Below are 16,049 nucleotides of genomic sequence, written 5' to 3'. Positions count from 1 at the left end.
GCTAATCATGCGTGAATTGATTCGTTTGATTTCGAGCGCCGGTACTGGTCACTTCTACACTACCGACAAGAACAAGCGCACTACTCCGGACAAAATCGAGATCAAGAAATTTGATCCGGTTGTTCGCAAGCACGTGATCTACAAAGAAGGCAAAATCAAGTAATTGATTTTTCCCTCTTACGAAAAAGGCCCGTATCGCGAGATACGGGCCTTTTTTGTTGCCTCGAGAAAGGTTTCAAGCTTTCTGTTCAAACGCCACATAGATCTTGCGGCAAGGCTCCAGCACTTCCCAGGTACCCCTGAACCCTGCAGGAATCACGAAGCGGTCACCCGCGCGCAGGGTTTTGCTGTTGCCGTCGTTGTCGCGTAGTACCGAAACCCCTTGAACGATTTCGCAGTACTCATGTTCGGTGAAATTCACCGTCCATTGCCCGACATCGCCTTCCCATACGCCGGCGTTCAGCTGGCCGCACGGGCTGTTGTAGTGGTTGTACACCGCTTGCTCGGGATCGCCCTTGAGGACTTTCGTCGGGTCTGGTCGATAGCGCTCGGGCGCGGTCGTGGCCTGGCTGAAGTCGACGACATCCTGGATATTCATTGTTGTAATTTCCCGTGATTGCCTGAAAAGCCCAAAGTCTATGTTTATTAAAATGAACACCGCAAGGCCGTTTGCCGACCTTGTGTCAAATATATTGAAACAACCCCGGCCACTGGTTTAGGGTGGCAGTTGCCTTGGGCCGAAAATGCAGGCTGGCCGGGCAGAATTCCTGACAGCGCCCGCGAAGACCGTGGAGCGTTCGTATTCAATAAGAGGAGGACACTCGTATGACCACCCTGACTCGTGCCGATTGGGAACAACGGGCTCGCGATCTGAAGATCGAAGGCCGCGCCTACATCAATGGCGAATACACCGATGCTGTCTCCGCCGAGACCTTCGAGTGCATCAGCCCGGTCGATGGCCGTCTGCTGGGCAAGATTGCCAGCTGTGACGCCGCCGACGCCCAGCGCGCTGTTGAAAACGCCCGCGCCACCTTCAATTCCGGCGTCTGGTCGCGCCTGGCACCGACCAAACGCAAAGCCACCATGATTCGTTTCGCCGGCCTGCTGAAACAGCACGCCGAAGAGCTGGCCCTGCTTGAAACCCTGGACATGGGCAAGCCAATCAGCGATTCACTGTACATCGACGTTCCAGGCGCGGCGCAAGCCCTGAGCTGGAGCGGTGAAGCCATCGACAAGATCTACGACGAAGTGGCCGCGACCCCCCATGACCAGCTGGGTCTGGTGACCCGCGAACCGGTCGGCGTAGTCGGCGCCATCGTGCCGTGGAACTTCCCGCTGATGATGGCGTGCTGGAAACTCGGCCCGGCGCTGTCCACCGGTAACTCGGTGATCCTCAAGCCATCCGAAAAATCCCCGCTGACCGCCATCCGCATCGCTGCGCTGGCCGTTGAGGCCGGCATCCCGAAAGGCGTGTTGAACGTCCTGCCAGGTTATGGTCACACCGTCGGCAAGGCCCTGGCCCTGCACAATGATGTGGACACCCTGGTGTTCACCGGTTCGACCAAAATCGCCAAGCAACTGCTGATCTACTCCGGCGAATCGAACATGAAGCGCGTCTGGCTCGAAGCCGGCGGCAAGAGCCCGAACATCGTGTTCGCCGATGCGCCGGACCTGCAAGCTGCCGCTGAATCGGCGGCCGGCGCCATCGCCTTCAACCAGGGCGAAGTCTGCACCGCCGGCTCGCGCCTGCTGGTGGAGCGTTCGATCAAGGATAAATTCCTGCCGCTGGTGATCGAGGCCCTCAAAACCTGGAAGCCGGGCAACCCGCTGGATCCGGCAACCAACGTCGGCGCGCTGGTGGATACCCAGCAGATGAACACCGTGCTGTCCTACATCGAATCCGGTCACACCGACGGCGCCAAACTGGTGGCGGGCGGCAAACGCATTCTTCAGGAAACCGGTGGCACCTACGTTGAGCCGACGATTTTCGACGGCGTCAGCAACGCGATGAAAATCGCTCAGGAAGAAATCTTCGGCCCAGTGCTGTCGGTGATCACTTTCGATACCGCCGAAGAAGCCATTGCGATTGCCAACGACACCCCTTACGGCTTGGCTGCAGCGGTATGGACCAAGGATATTTCCAAGGCCCATCTGACTGCCAAGGCACTGCGCGCTGGTAGCGTGTGGGTCAATCAGTATGACGGCGGCGACATGACGGCGCCGTTCGGTGGCTTCAAGCAGTCCGGCAACGGTCGCGACAAGTCGCTGCACGCGTTCGACAAGTACACCGAGCTGAAGGCGACCTGGATCAAGTTGTAAGCACCACACAACGAAGATCCCCTGTGGGAGCGGGCTTGCTCGCGATAGCGGTCTGACAGTCGACGTCAATGTTGAATGTGAAACTGCCATCGCGAGCAAGCTCGCTCCCACATTTGTTTTGTGTTGTCTGTGAAAAATAATATCCACAGGAGCGTGGGAAATGCGTTGGGCGACTTATTTCGCCGTGTTGGCGTCTGTCTTGAGTGTCGGCCTCGCCTTGGGCGTCAGCATGCCGTTGGTGTCGTTTCGCCTGGAAGGCTGGGGTTACGGCTCGTTCGCCATCGGCGTGATGGCAGCGATGCCCGCGATTGGCGTATTGCTGGGGGCAAAGATCTCCAGCCATCTGGCCGCGCGTCTGGGCACGGCCAATCTGATGCGTCTGTGCCTGTGGGCCGGGGCTTTGTCCATCGGTTTGCTGGCGCTGTTGCCAAGCTATCCGATTTGGCTGGTATTGCGGCTGATGATCGGGGTGATCCTGACCCTCGTCTTCATCCTCGGCGAAAGCTGGATCAACCAGCTTGTGGTTGAAGAGTGGCGCGGGCGATTGGTGGCGTTGTATGGCAGCAGCTATGCGCTGAGTCAGCTGGCCGGGCCGTTGCTGCTTGGCGTTGTGGGCACCGAACACGATTACGGATTCTGGGTCGGCGTCGGTTTGCTGACGGCGGCACCGTTCCTGTTGCTGGGCCGCAGCGGCGCACCGGCCAGTGAAGCCAGCAGCGTGACCTTCAGCGACTTGCTGGGTTTCTGCCGTGGCCTGCCGGCGATTGCCTGGGCGGTGTCGCTGTTCGCAGCGTTCGAAGCGATGATCCTGACGTTGTTGCCGGTTTATTGCCTGCGTCAGGGCTTTACGACGGACATTGCGCTGGCGATGGTCAGCACGGTGGTGGTGGGTGATGCCTTGCTGCAATTGCCGATTGGCGCACTGGCTGATCGCTTGTCGCGACGTACGTTGTTCACCGGGTGTGCGGTGGTTCTGCTGATATCGAGCCTGGCCATCCCGTTGCTGATTGACACGTTGCTGATCTGGCCGTTGTGGGTGTTGTTCGGTGCCAGTGCCGGTGGTTTGTTCACCTTGTCACTGATCCTGATCGGCGAGCGTTATCGCGACGATGCGCTGGTGCGCGCCAATGCGCATATCGCGCAGCTGTGGGGTATCGGTTGCCTGATCGGACCGCTGGCGGCCGGTGCCGGCAGTCAGTGGATCAGCGGGCATGCGTTGCCGCTGCTGATGGCGGCCGGTGCGCTGGGGTTAGTGATTCTGCTGTCGCGGCAAGGGGCGTTTGGTGCCGTTCAGCCGGCATAGTTTTGTAGCCGCTGGCGAACGCAGGCTTCGCCAGCGGCTACAGCATCCGCTCAAGGCCGACGGTGGTGCTCATCCACGCATTGAAGCGCCGCCACCAAGTCCCCGGCTCCTTGGTCAGCGTGTGCATTTTGCCGTCGTCCTCGGTGACCCAGACGACCTGGCCATTTTCCAGTTTCGCCTGATAACTCAGGGGCGGCGCCATACCTTGAAACGCCAGTTCACGCACGCGTGCGGCGAGTTCCGGGCTGTCCACCAGCACCCCGACTTCGGTGTTCCACAGCACTGAGCGTGGGTCGAAGTTGAATGAACCGATGAACGACTTCTGCTGGTCGAAGATCATCGCCTTGCTGTGCAGGCTGGAGTCGTAGCCGCGGTAGGACTTGCTGTAGAACAGATGGGGGCCGCTGCCGCCGCCTCCGCCGGGCTGGCGACGCAATTCGAACAGCTGCACGCCATGCTCCAGCAGCGCCTTGCGATACGGCGCGTAACCGCCATGCACCGCCGGGACGTCAGTGGCTTCCAATGAGTTGGTCAGCAGGCTCACCGACACCCCGGCATCGGCGCGCCCGGTCAGGTACACCAGCCCCGGTTGGCCGGGTACGAAGTAGGCCGAAATCATGATCAGCTCTTTGCTGACGCCATTGAGCTCGGGCGCCAACTGCGTGGTCAGCAGCAACTGCGGGTCGGGCTCGCCGTCGGCCAGCACCTTGCTCGGTGCGTCCCACAGCGCCTGATTCCAGGCCCAGATCAACTCCCGACGCCAGATATCCAGGCGCGGGTGAGTGGTGTAGGTCATCAACTGCTGGTAGAGCGCGTGATTCTGTTTGCGCGTTTCCTCAAGCGATTCTTCCAGTCGGGTCCGGGTGTTTTCCAGGTCCCTGGCCGTCGGTTTGCTCGAGAGGAACTCGTCGATCGGCTTGCTCAGCGCACTGTTCCAGTATTGGTCGAAACTGTGCCCCAGCTGTTCGGCGACCGGGCCGACGCTGAGCATGTCGATGTCAGTGAAATTCAGGTTGGGTTCGGCATCGAAGTACTCATCCCCCAGATTGCGTCCACCGACGATGGCCATGCTGTTGTCGGCCAGCCACAGCTTGTTGTGCATGCGCCGGTGTTGCTGCGACAGGTTGAGCAACCGTCCCGCCGTTCGTGTCACGCCGGTACTGCGGCCAAGGTGCAGTGGGTTAAACACACGGATCTGAATCTGCGGATGCGCCGCCAGCGTGGCGATGATCCGGTCCAGGCCATCGCTGGTGGTGTCGTCGAGCAGAATGCGCACGCGCACGCCGCGGTCGGCAGCCTTGAGCAGTTCATCCACCAGCATCCGTGTGCTGATGCCGTCATGCACGATGTAGTACTGCAAATCCAGGCTGCTTTGGGCGTTGCGGATCAGCTCGGCGCGGGCGGTGAAGGCTTCGGTGCTGTCGGAGAGCAGGCGAAAGCCGGATTGTCCCTGATGGGGGTCCGCCTGAGCTTGAATCGAGCGACCGAACGCCGAGTCACTGGCAGGCAGCGCCTGGCTCGGTTCGCGCGGAACGTTGAGCGTCGCACAGCCGTCGAGGAGCGAGGCGAGTAACAGAAGAGCGAGCAGGGGCTGTCTGACTCTCACGTGGGATCGTTCCGATTGGCGGCAGGTGTCGGCATATGGACGCTGGATTCCCGAGAAAGGTCAGTCGGTGAAGCAGTCGGTTTCCGCGAGCAGTTTGATCGCCGCGGCGCCGACCTTGCGCACCGCTTCTTCAATTTGCGGCGTTGGCTTGGCAGCGTAGTTCATCCGCAGGCAATTGCGGTACTTGCCCGAGGCGGAAAAGATACTGCCGACGGCAATCTGTACGCCTTGATCATGCAGCGCACGATTCAGTTTCAGGGTGTCGAAACCCTCCGGCAGCTCGACCCAGAGCATGAAGCTGCCCTGGGGGCGACTGGCTCGGGTACCGGCCGGAAAATAGCGGCTGACCCAATCGATCATCACGTCGCGATTGCGCTGGTATTGCGTACGCATCCGTCGCAAATGCGGCTCGAAGTGCCCCGCTTTGAGGAATTCGGCGATGGCAATCTGCGGCTGCGGCGCGGTAGAGCCGGTGCTGATGTATTTCATGTGCAGCACCCGTTCCAGATACCGTCCCGGCGCCACCCAGCCAATACGCAGCCCCGGCGCCAGGGTCTTGGAAAAGGAACTGCAGAGCAGGACGCGGCCATCTTCGTCGAAGGATTTGATCGTGCGTGGGCGCGGGTAGGTGTAAGCCAGTTCGCCATACACATCATCCTCGATGATCGCCACATCGAAACGCTGTGCGAGCGTCAATAACGCGCGTTTGCGTGACTCCGGCATGATGTAGCCCAGCGGGTTGTTGCAGTTGGGGGTCAACTGTATGGCCTTGATCGGCCATTGTTCCAAGGCCAGTTCGAGGGCATCGAGGCTGATCCCGGTGAGCGGGTCGGTAGGGATTTCCAGGGCTTTCATGCCCAGGCCCTTGAGGGTCTGCATGGCGCCGTGAAAGCTTGGCGAGTCCACGGCGACAATGTCGCCCGGGTCGCAGATGGCGCGGATGCTGGTGGACAGCGCTTCGTGGCAACCGGTGGTGATCACCAGGTCGTGGGCCGTCAATTGGCAACCGGAATCGAGCAGCAGACGGGCAATCTGTTCGCGCAGTTCGAGGGTGCCGTAGATGTTGTCGTAATACAGACCGGGCATGTCCTGCCGACGGCTGATTCGCGCCAGGCTGCGCAGCAGCGGTTTCATGGTCGGCGTGGTGATGTCCGGCATGCCGCGACCCAGTTGCACCACATCCTTGCGTGGCACTGCGCGGATCAGTTCCAGCACTTGATCCCACTGGGAAATATCCACCGGACGCTGGGCCGGGCGTCCAATGGCCGGAAGCTCCGGCAGTTCGCGACCCACCGGTACGAAGTAACCCGACTTGGGTTTCGGTGTCGCCAACCCGCTGTCTTCCAGCACGCGATAGGCCTGCTGCACCGTGCTCAGGCTGACGCCGTGTTCAACACTCAACGCCCGAACTGACGGCAGCCGGTCACCGGGGCGATAGAAGCCCTGTTCGATACGCGTGCCGAGCAGTTCGGCGAGGTTGACGTACAGGGTCATGGCGCAGTCTCGGTGTGGGTGATTCGGTTAACCAGTACAGATGGGTCGAAAATATAAGATTCAGACGCTGAAACGCAAAATCTGTATGGGGTTAATACAGTCTCGTTGAATCTGTAATGCTTTTCGCCTCCCGCGCATCATGAAAGCTCTGGCTACCCAAGTAAACAGGAGCAATCAAAATGAACGGCTTGAGCGATGTGCGGCTGACGTTACACAGTCAGGAACTGGCGGCAGGGCAAATCAACGGCGCACGCGAGGCGGTCATGCGCAACGCACCGTCCGGCCTGGGTCGCTGGGGTCTGTTCTGGCATCGTCTGCACACGCGCAAGGCATTGCTGGAGCTCACGACTGAGCAGCTAAGGGATGTCGGGTTGAGTCGGGAGCAGGCGCGGGAGGAGGGGCTTAAACCGTTCTGGCGGATCTGAGCCTTGTGGTGTTCTTTGAACCGATTCGCGAGCAAGCCCGCTCCCACATTTGATCGTTGCCGAACACAAAATCTGTGTTCACTGAGAATCTAATGTGGGAGCGGCGGTGCGACGATTCGACTTGCTCGCGAAGGCGTCCGAAAGAACGCCACTGATCTTTCAAACCAATTCTTTAAGCCGATGCCACAACATTCCCAACGCCAACAACGGCGAGCGCAAATGCTTACCGCCAGGGAACGTGATGTGCGGCACCTTGGCAAACAGATCAAACCCACCACCCTGCTGACCACTGATAGCCTCAGCCAACAACTTCCCCGCGAGGTGCGTGGCATTCACGCCATGACCGGAATAAGCCTGGGCGTAATACACATTCGGCTGATCCTTTAACCGCCCGATCTGCGGCAGGCGATTAGCGCCAATGCCGATCATCCCGCCCCATTGATAGTCGATCTTCACCCCGGCCAGTTGCGGGAAAACCTCCAGCATCTTCGGCCGCATGTACGCGGCGATGTCCTTCGGGTCGCGACCTGAATAATGGCAGGCGCCACCAAACAGCAAGCGTCGGTCCGCCGAGAGCCGGTAGTAATCCAGTGCCACCCGTTGATCACACACCGCCATGTTCTGCGGCAGCAGCGAGTGAGCCAGTTCTTCGCTCAAGGGCTCGGTGGCGATGATGTAGCTGCCGGCGGGCAGCACCTTGCCGCCGAGTTCGGGATTGAGTTCATTGAGGTAGGCGTTGCAGCCCAGCACCAGCGTCTTGGCGCGAACCGAGCCCTGGGCGGTATGGACCTTGACCTCGGGGCCATAATCGATGCGGGTGACTGCCGATTGTTCGAACAGCTTCACCCCCAACTGCTGCGCGGCCGCCGCTTCGCCCAGTGCCAGGTTCAGCGGGTGCAGATGCCCCGAGCCCATGTCGATCAATCCGCCAACGTAGCGGTCGGAACCCACCACGGAATGCATTTCACTGGCTTGCAGCAGACGGGTTTCGTAACGGTAACCGAGACTGCGCAGCTCTTCGGCGTCTTCGGTAAAACCTTCGAGGTCCCGGGGCTTGTTCGCCAGGTCGCAATAGCCCCAGGTCAGGTCGCAAGGGATCTGAAAACGCTCGACGCGCTGTCGGACGATTTCCACCGCTTCCAGGCCCATGAGTTTCATCTGACGCACGCCGTCCGCACCGATCACGTTAGCGAACTGATCGAGGCCATGGCCGACGCCTCGAATCAACTGCCCGCCATTGCGTCCACTGGCGCCCCAACCGATTTTGTGGGCTTCGAGCAGGATCACACTGAAGCCGCGTTCGGCCAGTTCGAGCGCCGTGTTCAACCCGGAGAATCCACCACCGACCACGCACACGTCAGCCACCAGGTCAGCTGTGAGCACCGGATGATCGGGCTGCGGCAGGCTGCTGGCGGCGTAGTAAGAAGCAGGGTGCTGGTGGTTCGGGGCCGGTTGCTGAGCACGGGCATTCATGTGCGTGTTCCTGATTCTTGTGTTTAGAAAATTTGACGGAGCATAAGCCGGACCTTCGGACACGGGCAACACTGGTCGGTTGGTGCTGTCTGGATCGGGGCTTTTGCGTCAGAATCCCGCTCTATTCCGCTTTTGGTCACCGCTTCGATGAGCTGCAACAGTCAGAAAATTCGCACGCTTCGGCAGCAGATTCCCTCGTTCGAGTGCGTGCCCGGCTGCCATGACTGCTGTGGGCCGGTGACCACTTCACCGGAAGAAATGTCCCGCCTGCCGCGCAAGACCCGGGCCGAGCAGGACGCTGCGATGGATGAGCTCAATTGTGTTCATCTTGGACCCAATGGCTGCACCGTGTATGACGAGCGGCCACTGATCTGCCGGCTGTTCGGCACCACCAAGACCTTGCCGTGCCCGAATGGGCGGGGGCCGGTGGAGCTGATTCATCCGCGGGTCGAGAAGCAGATTCATGAGTACATGGCTTCGACGCGGCAGGTCCTGGTCTAAGGGAAGACCGAGTCGCCTGCCTTCGCGAGCAGGCTCGCTCCCACAATGGATCTGTGTAAGACACAGATTTGTGGCCAGTGAAGATCACTGTGGGAGCGAGCCTGCTCGCGAAGGCGGCCGAACAGACGCCGCATACTTCAATCCGGAATCGGCAGGTTCAAGCTCTCTTTCACCTCTTCCATCACGATGTAGCTCTTGGATTCGCGCACATGCGGCAGCTTGAGCAGGATGTCGCCCAGCAGTTTGCGGTACGAGGCCATCTCGGAAATCCGCGCCTTCACCAGATAGTCGAAATCCCCTGACACCAAATGGCACTCCAGCACGTGGGGCAGTTTCAGCACCGCGCGTCGGAACTCTTCGAAAGTATCGCCGGACTTGTAGTCGAGGCTGATCTCGACGAACACCAGAAGACTACCCTTGAGATGCTGCGGATTGAGCCGGGCGTTGTAGCCCATGATGATCCCTTCGCGCTCCAGCCGCCGGACCCGCTCGGTACACGGCGTGGTCGAGAGCCCGACCTTTTCCCCCAGCTCGGTGAAGGAGATACGCCCGTCCGCTTGCAGGATCCGCAGGATGTTGCGGTCGATCTTGTCCAGCTCACGTTTGGTCTGAGTGTTGGTACGCATAGGGGATGCGCCTCCGTGAAAAGCGTTTTTGCCGAGAATTCTCGCCAAATATAGGCACTTATATAGTGAAAAGCACTGCCTAATCTTTTTTACACTGCGCACATCAATGCTCGACAACTACGAACGTCAGCGGCAAGCCGCGATGAGGGATATGAAAATGCGCGTTATGGTCTTGGGTAGCGGCGTCATCGGTACCACCAGTGCTTACTATCTGGCGCGTGCCGGGTTTGAAGTGGTGGTCGTGGACCGTCAGCCGGCTGCTGCCATGGAGACCAGTTTCGCCAACGCCGGGCAGGTTTCGCCGGGTTATGCCTCGCCGTGGGCTGCGCCGGGTGTTCCGCTTAAAGCCATCAAGTGGCTGTTGCAGCGCCACGCACCGCTGGCGATCAAGGCCACCGCCGACATCGACCAATACCTGTGGATGGCGCAGATGCTGCGCAACTGCACCGCCAGCCGTTATGCGGTGAACAAGGAGCGCATGGTCCGCCTGTCCGAGTACAGCCGTGACTGCCTCGACGAATTGCGCGCCGAAACTGGCATTGCCTACGAAGGCCGCAGCCTCGGTACTACGCAACTGTTCCGCACCCAGGCTCAACTCGACGGCGCCTGGAAAGACATCGCCGTGCTGAAAGAGTCCGGCGTGCCGTTCGAACTGCTCGACCGCGCCGGCATTGCCCGCGTTGAGCCAGCGCTGGCCAGCGTCACCAACATCCTCGCCGGTGCCCTGCGCCTGCCGAACGACCAGACTGGCGACTGCCAGATGTTCACCACCCGCCTGGTCGAAATGGCGACCAAACTGGGTGTGGAATTCCGCTTCGACCAGGACATCCAACGCCTCGACTACGCCGGTGATCGCATCAATGGTGTCTGGATCGACGGCAAGCTGGAAACCGCTGATCGCTACGTGCTGGCGCTGGGCAGCTACTCGCCGCAACTGCTCAAGCCGCTGGGCATCAAGGCGCCGGTGTATCCGCTCAAGGGTTATTCCTTGACTGTGCCGATCACCAATCCGGCGATGGCCCCGACTTCGACTATTCTCGACGAGACCTACAAGGTCGCGATCACCCGTTTCGACAACCGCATTCGCGTCGGTGGCATGGCTGAAATAGCCGGTTTTGACCTGTCACTGAACCCGCGTCGGCGCGAAACCCTGGAGATGATCGTCAACGACCTCTATCCTCAGGGCGGCGATCTGGCCCAGGCGAGTTTCTGGACCGGTCTGCGTCCGACCACTCCGGACGGCACGCCGATCGTGGGTGCTACGCCGTTCAGCAATCTGTTTTTGAACACGGGTCACGGCACGCTTGGTTGGACCATGGCGTGCGGTTCCGGTCGCTTGCTGGCCGATCTGATGGCGAAGAAAACACCGCAAATCAGCGCCGAAGGCCTCGATATTTCCCGTTATGGAAAAAAACTTCAGGAGTCTGCAAAACATGTCAATCCAGCGCCAGCTCACCAATGAGCGCATGAGCCAGATCGTAGTCCACAGCGGTACCGTGTATCTGGCAGGGCAGGTCGGCGACGATATGAACGCCGGGATTGAACAGCAGACCCGTGAAACGCTCGCCAACATCGAGCGTTTACTGGATCTGGCCGGGACCGACAAGAATCGTTTGCTGTCGGTGACGATTTACTTGAAAGACATTGATGCACACTTTGAAGGCATGAACGCGGTCTGGGACAAGTGGCTGCCAAAAGGCGTCGCACCGGCCCGTGCCACCGTTGAATCGAAGTTGTGCGAACCGGAAATCCTGGTTGAGCTGTCGGTTGTCGCCGCTCTGCCATAAACCCGTCTGAAAAATCCCTCTCCCGGTGCTACTGGCGGTTCACGCCGTCAGCCAGCGCCGGTTTTTCTTCCCATGACCGCCTAGAAGTCTGCCGCCATGCGTCCAGCCCGTGCCCTGATCGACCTTCAAGCCCTGCGTCACAACTACCAAATCGCCCGTGAAGTCACGGGGGCCAAGGCCCTCGCGGTGATCAAGGCCGATGCCTACGGTCATGGCGCGGTGCGTTGCGCCCAGGCGCTGGAAGCCGAAGCAGACGGTTTTGCCGTGGCTTGCATCGAAGAAGCGTTGGAGCTGCGAGCCGCAGGCATTCGTGCGCCGGTGTTGTTGCTGGAAGGTTTTTTCGAGGCCGATGAGCTGTCGCTGATCGTCGAACATGATTTCTGGTGCGTGGTGCATTCGCTGTGGCAGCTCGAAGCCATCGAGAACGCCGCACTGAGCAAGCCGATCACGGTCTGGCTCAAGCTCGATTCGGGCATGCATCGGGTGGGCTTGCATCCAAAGGATTATCAGGCGGCCTATCAACGGCTGCTGGCCAGCGGCAAGGTGGCGAAGATTGTTCTGATGAGCCACTTCGCCCGGGCCGATGAGCTGCACAGTCAGGCCAGTGCCGAGCAGGTCGCGGTGTTCGAAGCGGCGCGCCAGGGCTTGTCGGCCGAGGTCAGCCTGCGCAACTCGCCGGCAGTGCTCGGCTGGCCGCAAATTCCAAGTGATTGGGTTCGCCCGGGCATCATGCTCTACGGCGCGACTCCGTTTGAAGAAGCCAACGCCGTGGCGTCCCGCCTGCAACCGGTGATGACCCTCGAATCGAAAGTGATTTGCGTGCGTGAACTGCCAGCCGGCGAGCCGATCGGTTACGGCGCCACATTCATCACCCAGAAACCGATGCGCGTGGGCGTGGTGGCCATGGGTTACGCCGACGGCTACCCACGTCAGGCGCCGACCGGTACGCCCGTGATGGTTGCCGGGCAGCGCAGCCAGTTGATTGGCCGGGTGTCGATGGACATGCTCTGCATCGACCTGACCGATGTGCCGCAAGCCGGCCTCGGTTCGACCGTCGAGTTGTGGGGCAAAAACATTCTCGCCAGCGACGTGGCGGCGGCTGCGGGCACGATTCCTTACCAGATCTTCTGCAACCTGCGCCGGGTGCCAATGCTCTATTCCGGGGCTTAGGTCAAAGCACGCCGACCGAAAGTCGCTTCACCGAACAGGATTCAGGTCCAAGTGTTGTAAATACTGAACGCTGTCGCCATGATAACGCTCAATATCCTTACAACCTGAATCCCTGGAGGCTCCAGCATTGGACGTCGGTGAACGACTGCAATCCATCCGTAAGCTCAAAGGACTTTCCCAGCGTGAACTCGCCAAGCGCGCGGGCGTCACCAACAGCACCATTTCGATGATCGAGAAGAACAGCGTCAGCCCCTCGATCAGTTCGCTGAGGAAGGTACTGGGCGGGATTCCCATGTCCATGGTCGAGTTCTTTTCCGAAGAGATCCTGCAGGAAAAACCGACTCAGATCGTCTACAAAGCCAACGAGCTGATCGATATTTCCGATGGCGCAGTGACCATGAAACTGGTCGGCAGGGCTCATCCGAGTCGGGCCATCGCGTTCCTCAACGAAATCTACCCGCCAGGCGCCGACACCGGTGACGAGATGCTCACCCATGAGGGCGAAGAAACCGGGATTTTGCTCGAAGGTCGACTTGAACTGGTGGTGGGGCTTGAAACTTTTGTGCTCGAAGCCGGCGACAGCTACTACTTTGAGAGTACTAAACCGCACCGTTTCCGTAATCCGTTCGATGCGCCAGCGCGACTAATCAGCGCAGCGACTCCAGCGAATTTCTAAGAAAAGAGGCGTCCCGCCAACATTGCGCAGGTGCCCGAGTTGTTTTTCCGCCACGCATAAGACCCCTTCGACTTTAGGGTTGTTTCAGTGTGGCGGGCTTACCGTTATACTTGCGCCCGCCTGCGAACCGTGGCCGTGGGCGTGACTAGCCACCATTGAGGGTGAACGCGTGAATCTAATTATGAAAATGCTGGCCGTACCAGCAACCGTATTGGCCCTTTGGGCAGTCAGCGCACAAGCTGCGACCAACGACGATATTGCTAAACGCCTTGAGCCAGTCGGCCAGGTTTGCGTTCAGGGTAAAGAGTGCAAGGGGATGGAAGTCGCTGCTTCTGCTGGCGGCGGTGGTGGTGCCAAAACTCCTGACGAAGTGATTGCCAAACATTGCAACGCTTGCCACGGCACCGGCCTGTTGGGCGCGCCGAAAATCGGTGATGCCGCAGCCTGGGGCGAGCGCGCCAAGAAGGAAGGCGGTGTTGACGGTTTGCTGGCGAAAGCAATCTCCGGCCTCAATGCAATGCCTCCAAAAGGCACCTGCGCCGATTGCGCAGACGCCGAACTCAAAGGCGCCATCCAGAAGATGTCCGGCCTGAAATAAGCCTTCATCTTCATCAAAAAGCCGCTTTCGAGCGGCTTTTTTGTGCCTGCGATTTACGCCCGAGGCTATCCATTGCAGCAAAGACCCGGCAAGCTCGGTCCAACCCCAATTCACGGAATGTAAGGGAGGATCAGATGGTGCAGCTGTGTTCTATCGAGCAAGCGGTCGATGAGGTCCTGGCACGGTTGCCGGCGCATATCCACATGGGCCTGCCCCTCGGTCTGGGTAAACCCAACCATTTCGTCAACGCGCTGTTTCAACGCATCGCGCAGTTGCCCGAACGGCAGCTGACGATTTACACCGCCCTGTGCCTGGGCCGTCCTTCCTTGGGCGACGGTTTGCAAAAGCGCTTTCTTGAGCCCTTCATCGAGCGGGTTTTCGGCGACTATCCGGAACTGGATTTCCTGGGCGACCTGCATCGCGACAGCCTGCCGTCCAACATCCATGTCCAGCAATTCTTCATGCAGCCCGGCAGCCTGCTCCACAGCGCACAGGCCCAGCAGGATTACGTCAGCAGCAATTACAGCCACGCCGCTCGAGACATCAACGCCGCCGGGTTGAACCTGGTGGCGCAATTGGTGGCGAGCCACAGCGAACATCCCGACCGCCTGAGCCTGAGCTGCAACCCGGACATCACCCTCGACCTGTTCCCCATGATCGCGAAACGCCGGGCGGCGGGGGAGACGATCCTGCTGGTGGGCCAGGTGCACAACGATTTACCGTACATGCCCGGCGATGCCGAAATCGGTATCGACACGTTCGACCTGCTGATCGACGAGAAGGACAGCACCACGCTGTTCTCCACGCCGAACATGCCAGTGGGTTTCCAGGATCACTTCATCGGGCTGCACGCCAGCACGCTGGTGCGCGACGGCGGCACCTTGCAGATCGGCATCGGTGCCGTGGGCGACGCGCTGACCGCTGCGCTGCTGGCGCGGCAGGCCGACAATGACGGTTACAAGGCGTTGCTGACGGACGTGAATCTCAGCCAGTGGGCGCAACTCATCGACCGCGAAGGCGGCGTCGAACCTTTCGCCAAAGGCCTTTACGGTTGCAGTGAAATGTTCGTCAACGGCTTGCTGGTGCTGGCCGACGCCGGGATCGTGCGGCGCAAGGTCTATCCGGATGTGCCGACCCAGCAACAGGCGAATGCCGGCACGCTGGACGAAGCCGCGCAGACTGACGGCATCTCGGTGCATGGCGGTTTCTTCCTTGGGCCGCGCAGTTTCTATGAGCGCCTGCGCGAGCTGCCGCACAGCAAGCGGCTTGAGTTCAACATGACGCGCATCAGCTACATCAACGAGCTCTACGGACAGGAAGAACTCAAACGCTTGCAGCGCCTTGATGCACGCTTCATCAACACCGCCTTCACGATGACCCTGCTTGGCGCAGCCGTATCGGATCAGCTTGAAGACGGGCGAGTACTTAGCGGTGTCGGCGGGCAATACAACTTCGTTGCGCAAGGACATGCGCTGGAAGGGGCGCGTTCGGTGCTGCTCCTGCGCAGCTGGCGCGAGTCGGGCGGTGAGGTCAGTTCGAACATCGTCTGGGAGTACGGCCATTGCACGATCCCGCGACATCTGCGAGACATCGTGGTCACCGAGTACGGCATCGCCGATCTGCGGGGCAAGACCGATGCGGCGGTGATCGAAGCGTTGCTGAACATCAGCGACTCACGTTTCCAGCCGGGGTTGATCGAACAAGCTCAGGCCGTCGGCAAGTTACCGAAGCATTTCCGTATCGATCCACGGTTCGCCGACAACAGTCCGCAGCGCTTGCAGGCCATCCAGGCGCGGCATCCGCAGTTGTTTCCGGAGTATCCGTTGGGCTGTGATTTCACCGCCGAGGAGAAGGATCTGCTGCGGGCGCTGAACTGGTTGAAGAGCAAGTTCAAGCTCACGGAGATTCTGGAACTGGGCAAGGCAGCGCTGGATGCGCCAGAACCTTCATCGTTTCCCGAACATCTGGAACGAATGCAGCTGACCAACCCGGAAGGGTTGAAAGAGGACTTGTTTCAGCGGTTGCTGCTCACCGGCCTCAAAGCCACCGCACAGTAACAGCCAGCCGAAAA

At 59.9% G+C, this 16,049-nt stretch carries 16 protein-coding genes; 11 read left to right on the top strand and 5 right to left on the bottom strand.

Annotated elements, in window-relative coordinates; all coding sequences use genetic code 11:
- Positions 1 to 7 precede the first annotated feature (7 nt).
- Positions 8 to 163 carry a 50S ribosomal protein L33 gene (rpmG, locus tag ACYZTZ_RS27310; RefSeq protein WP_007894709.1) on the top strand — a complete coding sequence of 52 codons (156 nt, stop codon included), beginning with the start codon at positions 8 to 10 and terminating at the stop codon, positions 161 to 163.
- A 72-nt stretch (positions 164 to 235) separates the two neighbouring features.
- Here the strand turns inward: rpmG and ACYZTZ_RS27305 are convergent, their stop codons facing one another.
- On the bottom strand, positions 236 to 598 hold the full coding sequence (locus ACYZTZ_RS27305) for a cupin domain-containing protein (protein ID WP_046045049.1): 363 nt from the start codon (positions 596 to 598) through the stop codon (positions 236 to 238).
- A gap of 227 nt (positions 599 to 825) precedes the next feature.
- On the opposite strand from ACYZTZ_RS27305, the gene ACYZTZ_RS27300 reads away from it, so the two are divergent.
- Together ACYZTZ_RS27300 and ACYZTZ_RS27295 are read left to right on the top strand one after the other, a co-directional pair.
- Positions 826 to 2,319 carry an aldehyde dehydrogenase gene (locus ACYZTZ_RS27300; RefSeq protein ID WP_008150178.1) on the top strand — a complete coding sequence of 498 codons (1,494 nt, stop codon included), beginning with the start codon at positions 826 to 828 and terminating at the stop codon, positions 2,317 to 2,319.
- Positions 2,320 to 2,479: 160 nt separating this feature from the next.
- Positions 2,480 to 3,622 (top strand): MFS transporter, encoded by a 1,143-nt coding sequence (locus ACYZTZ_RS27295; RefSeq protein WP_462000219.1) that lies wholly within the window; start codon positions 2,480 to 2,482, stop codon positions 3,620 to 3,622.
- A 37-nt stretch (positions 3,623 to 3,659) separates the two neighbouring features.
- Here the strand turns inward: ACYZTZ_RS27295 and ACYZTZ_RS27290 are convergent, their stop codons facing one another.
- Positions 3,660 to 5,228, bottom strand: a complete 1,569-nt coding sequence (locus ACYZTZ_RS27290) for a phospholipase D family protein (RefSeq protein ID WP_462000218.1) — start codon at positions 5,226 to 5,228, stop codon at positions 3,660 to 3,662.
- A 60-nt stretch (positions 5,229 to 5,288) separates the two neighbouring features.
- Positions 5,289 to 6,722 carry an aminotransferase-like domain-containing protein gene (locus ACYZTZ_RS27285; RefSeq protein ID WP_462000217.1) on the bottom strand — a complete coding sequence of 478 codons (1,434 nt, stop codon included), beginning with the start codon at positions 6,720 to 6,722 and terminating at the stop codon, positions 5,289 to 5,291.
- 179 nt (positions 6,723 to 6,901) lie between these two features.
- Between ACYZTZ_RS27285 and ACYZTZ_RS27280 the strand changes: the two genes are divergently transcribed.
- On the top strand, positions 6,902 to 7,147 hold the full coding sequence (locus ACYZTZ_RS27280; protein ID WP_415772229.1) for a DUF1127 domain-containing protein: 246 nt from the start codon (positions 6,902 to 6,904) through the stop codon (positions 7,145 to 7,147).
- A gap of 159 nt (positions 7,148 to 7,306) precedes the next feature.
- Here the strand turns inward: ACYZTZ_RS27280 and ACYZTZ_RS27275 are convergent, their stop codons facing one another.
- Complete coding sequence (locus ACYZTZ_RS27275; RefSeq protein WP_462000216.1) at positions 7,307 to 8,620, bottom strand: NAD(P)/FAD-dependent oxidoreductase; 1,314 nt, start codon at positions 8,618 to 8,620, stop codon at positions 7,307 to 7,309.
- 147 nt (positions 8,621 to 8,767) lie between these two features.
- Between ACYZTZ_RS27275 and ACYZTZ_RS27270 the strand changes: the two genes are divergently transcribed.
- A complete protein-coding gene (locus tag ACYZTZ_RS27270; protein WP_007947437.1) occupies positions 8,768 to 9,121 on the top strand; it encodes a YkgJ family cysteine cluster protein in 354 nt (117 codons plus the stop codon).
- 137 nt (positions 9,122 to 9,258) lie between these two features.
- Here ACYZTZ_RS27270 and ACYZTZ_RS27265 read toward each other — a convergent pair whose 3' ends face one another.
- A complete protein-coding gene (locus ACYZTZ_RS27265) occupies positions 9,259 to 9,747 on the bottom strand; it encodes an Lrp/AsnC ligand binding domain-containing protein (RefSeq protein WP_003206849.1) in 489 nt (162 codons plus the stop codon).
- 157 nt (positions 9,748 to 9,904) lie between these two features.
- Here ACYZTZ_RS27265 and dadA point away from each other — a divergent pair, with 157 nt between their 5' ends.
- The 6 genes from dadA (at position 9,905) to ACYZTZ_RS27235 (ending at position 16,035) form a co-directional block, all read left to right on the top strand.
- Positions 9,905 to 11,209, top strand: coding sequence for a D-amino acid dehydrogenase (dadA, locus tag ACYZTZ_RS27260; protein ID WP_046053837.1), 1,305 nt, complete (start codon positions 9,905 to 9,907; stop codon positions 11,207 to 11,209).
- On the top strand, positions 11,181 to 11,534 hold the full coding sequence (locus ACYZTZ_RS27255) for a RidA family protein (protein WP_429511588.1): 354 nt from the start codon (positions 11,181 to 11,183) through the stop codon (positions 11,532 to 11,534). The genes dadA and ACYZTZ_RS27255 overlap by 29 nt, the downstream gene beginning before the upstream one ends.
- 96 nt (positions 11,535 to 11,630) lie before the next feature.
- Positions 11,631 to 12,704 (top strand): alanine racemase, encoded by a 1,074-nt coding sequence (gene alr / locus ACYZTZ_RS27250; protein ID WP_129440017.1) that lies wholly within the window; start codon positions 11,631 to 11,633, stop codon positions 12,702 to 12,704.
- A 127-nt stretch (positions 12,705 to 12,831) separates the two neighbouring features.
- A complete protein-coding gene (locus ACYZTZ_RS27245) occupies positions 12,832 to 13,380 on the top strand; it encodes a cupin domain-containing protein (protein ID WP_008150195.1) in 549 nt (182 codons plus the stop codon).
- A gap of 181 nt (positions 13,381 to 13,561) precedes the next feature.
- Entirely contained in the window at positions 13,562 to 13,978 is a 417-nt protein-coding gene (locus tag ACYZTZ_RS27240; protein ID WP_033053381.1) for a c-type cytochrome, read from the top strand.
- 134 nt (positions 13,979 to 14,112) lie between these two features.
- On the top strand, positions 14,113 to 16,035 hold the full coding sequence (locus ACYZTZ_RS27235) for an acetyl-CoA hydrolase/transferase C-terminal domain-containing protein (protein WP_462000215.1): 1,923 nt from the start codon (positions 14,113 to 14,115) through the stop codon (positions 16,033 to 16,035).
- The last annotated feature ends 14 nt before the right edge of the window (positions 16,036 to 16,049 follow it).

The organism is Pseudomonas sp. LB3P58, from assembly GCF_054897895.1.
This window is presented reverse-complemented; position numbering and strand designations above follow the sequence as displayed.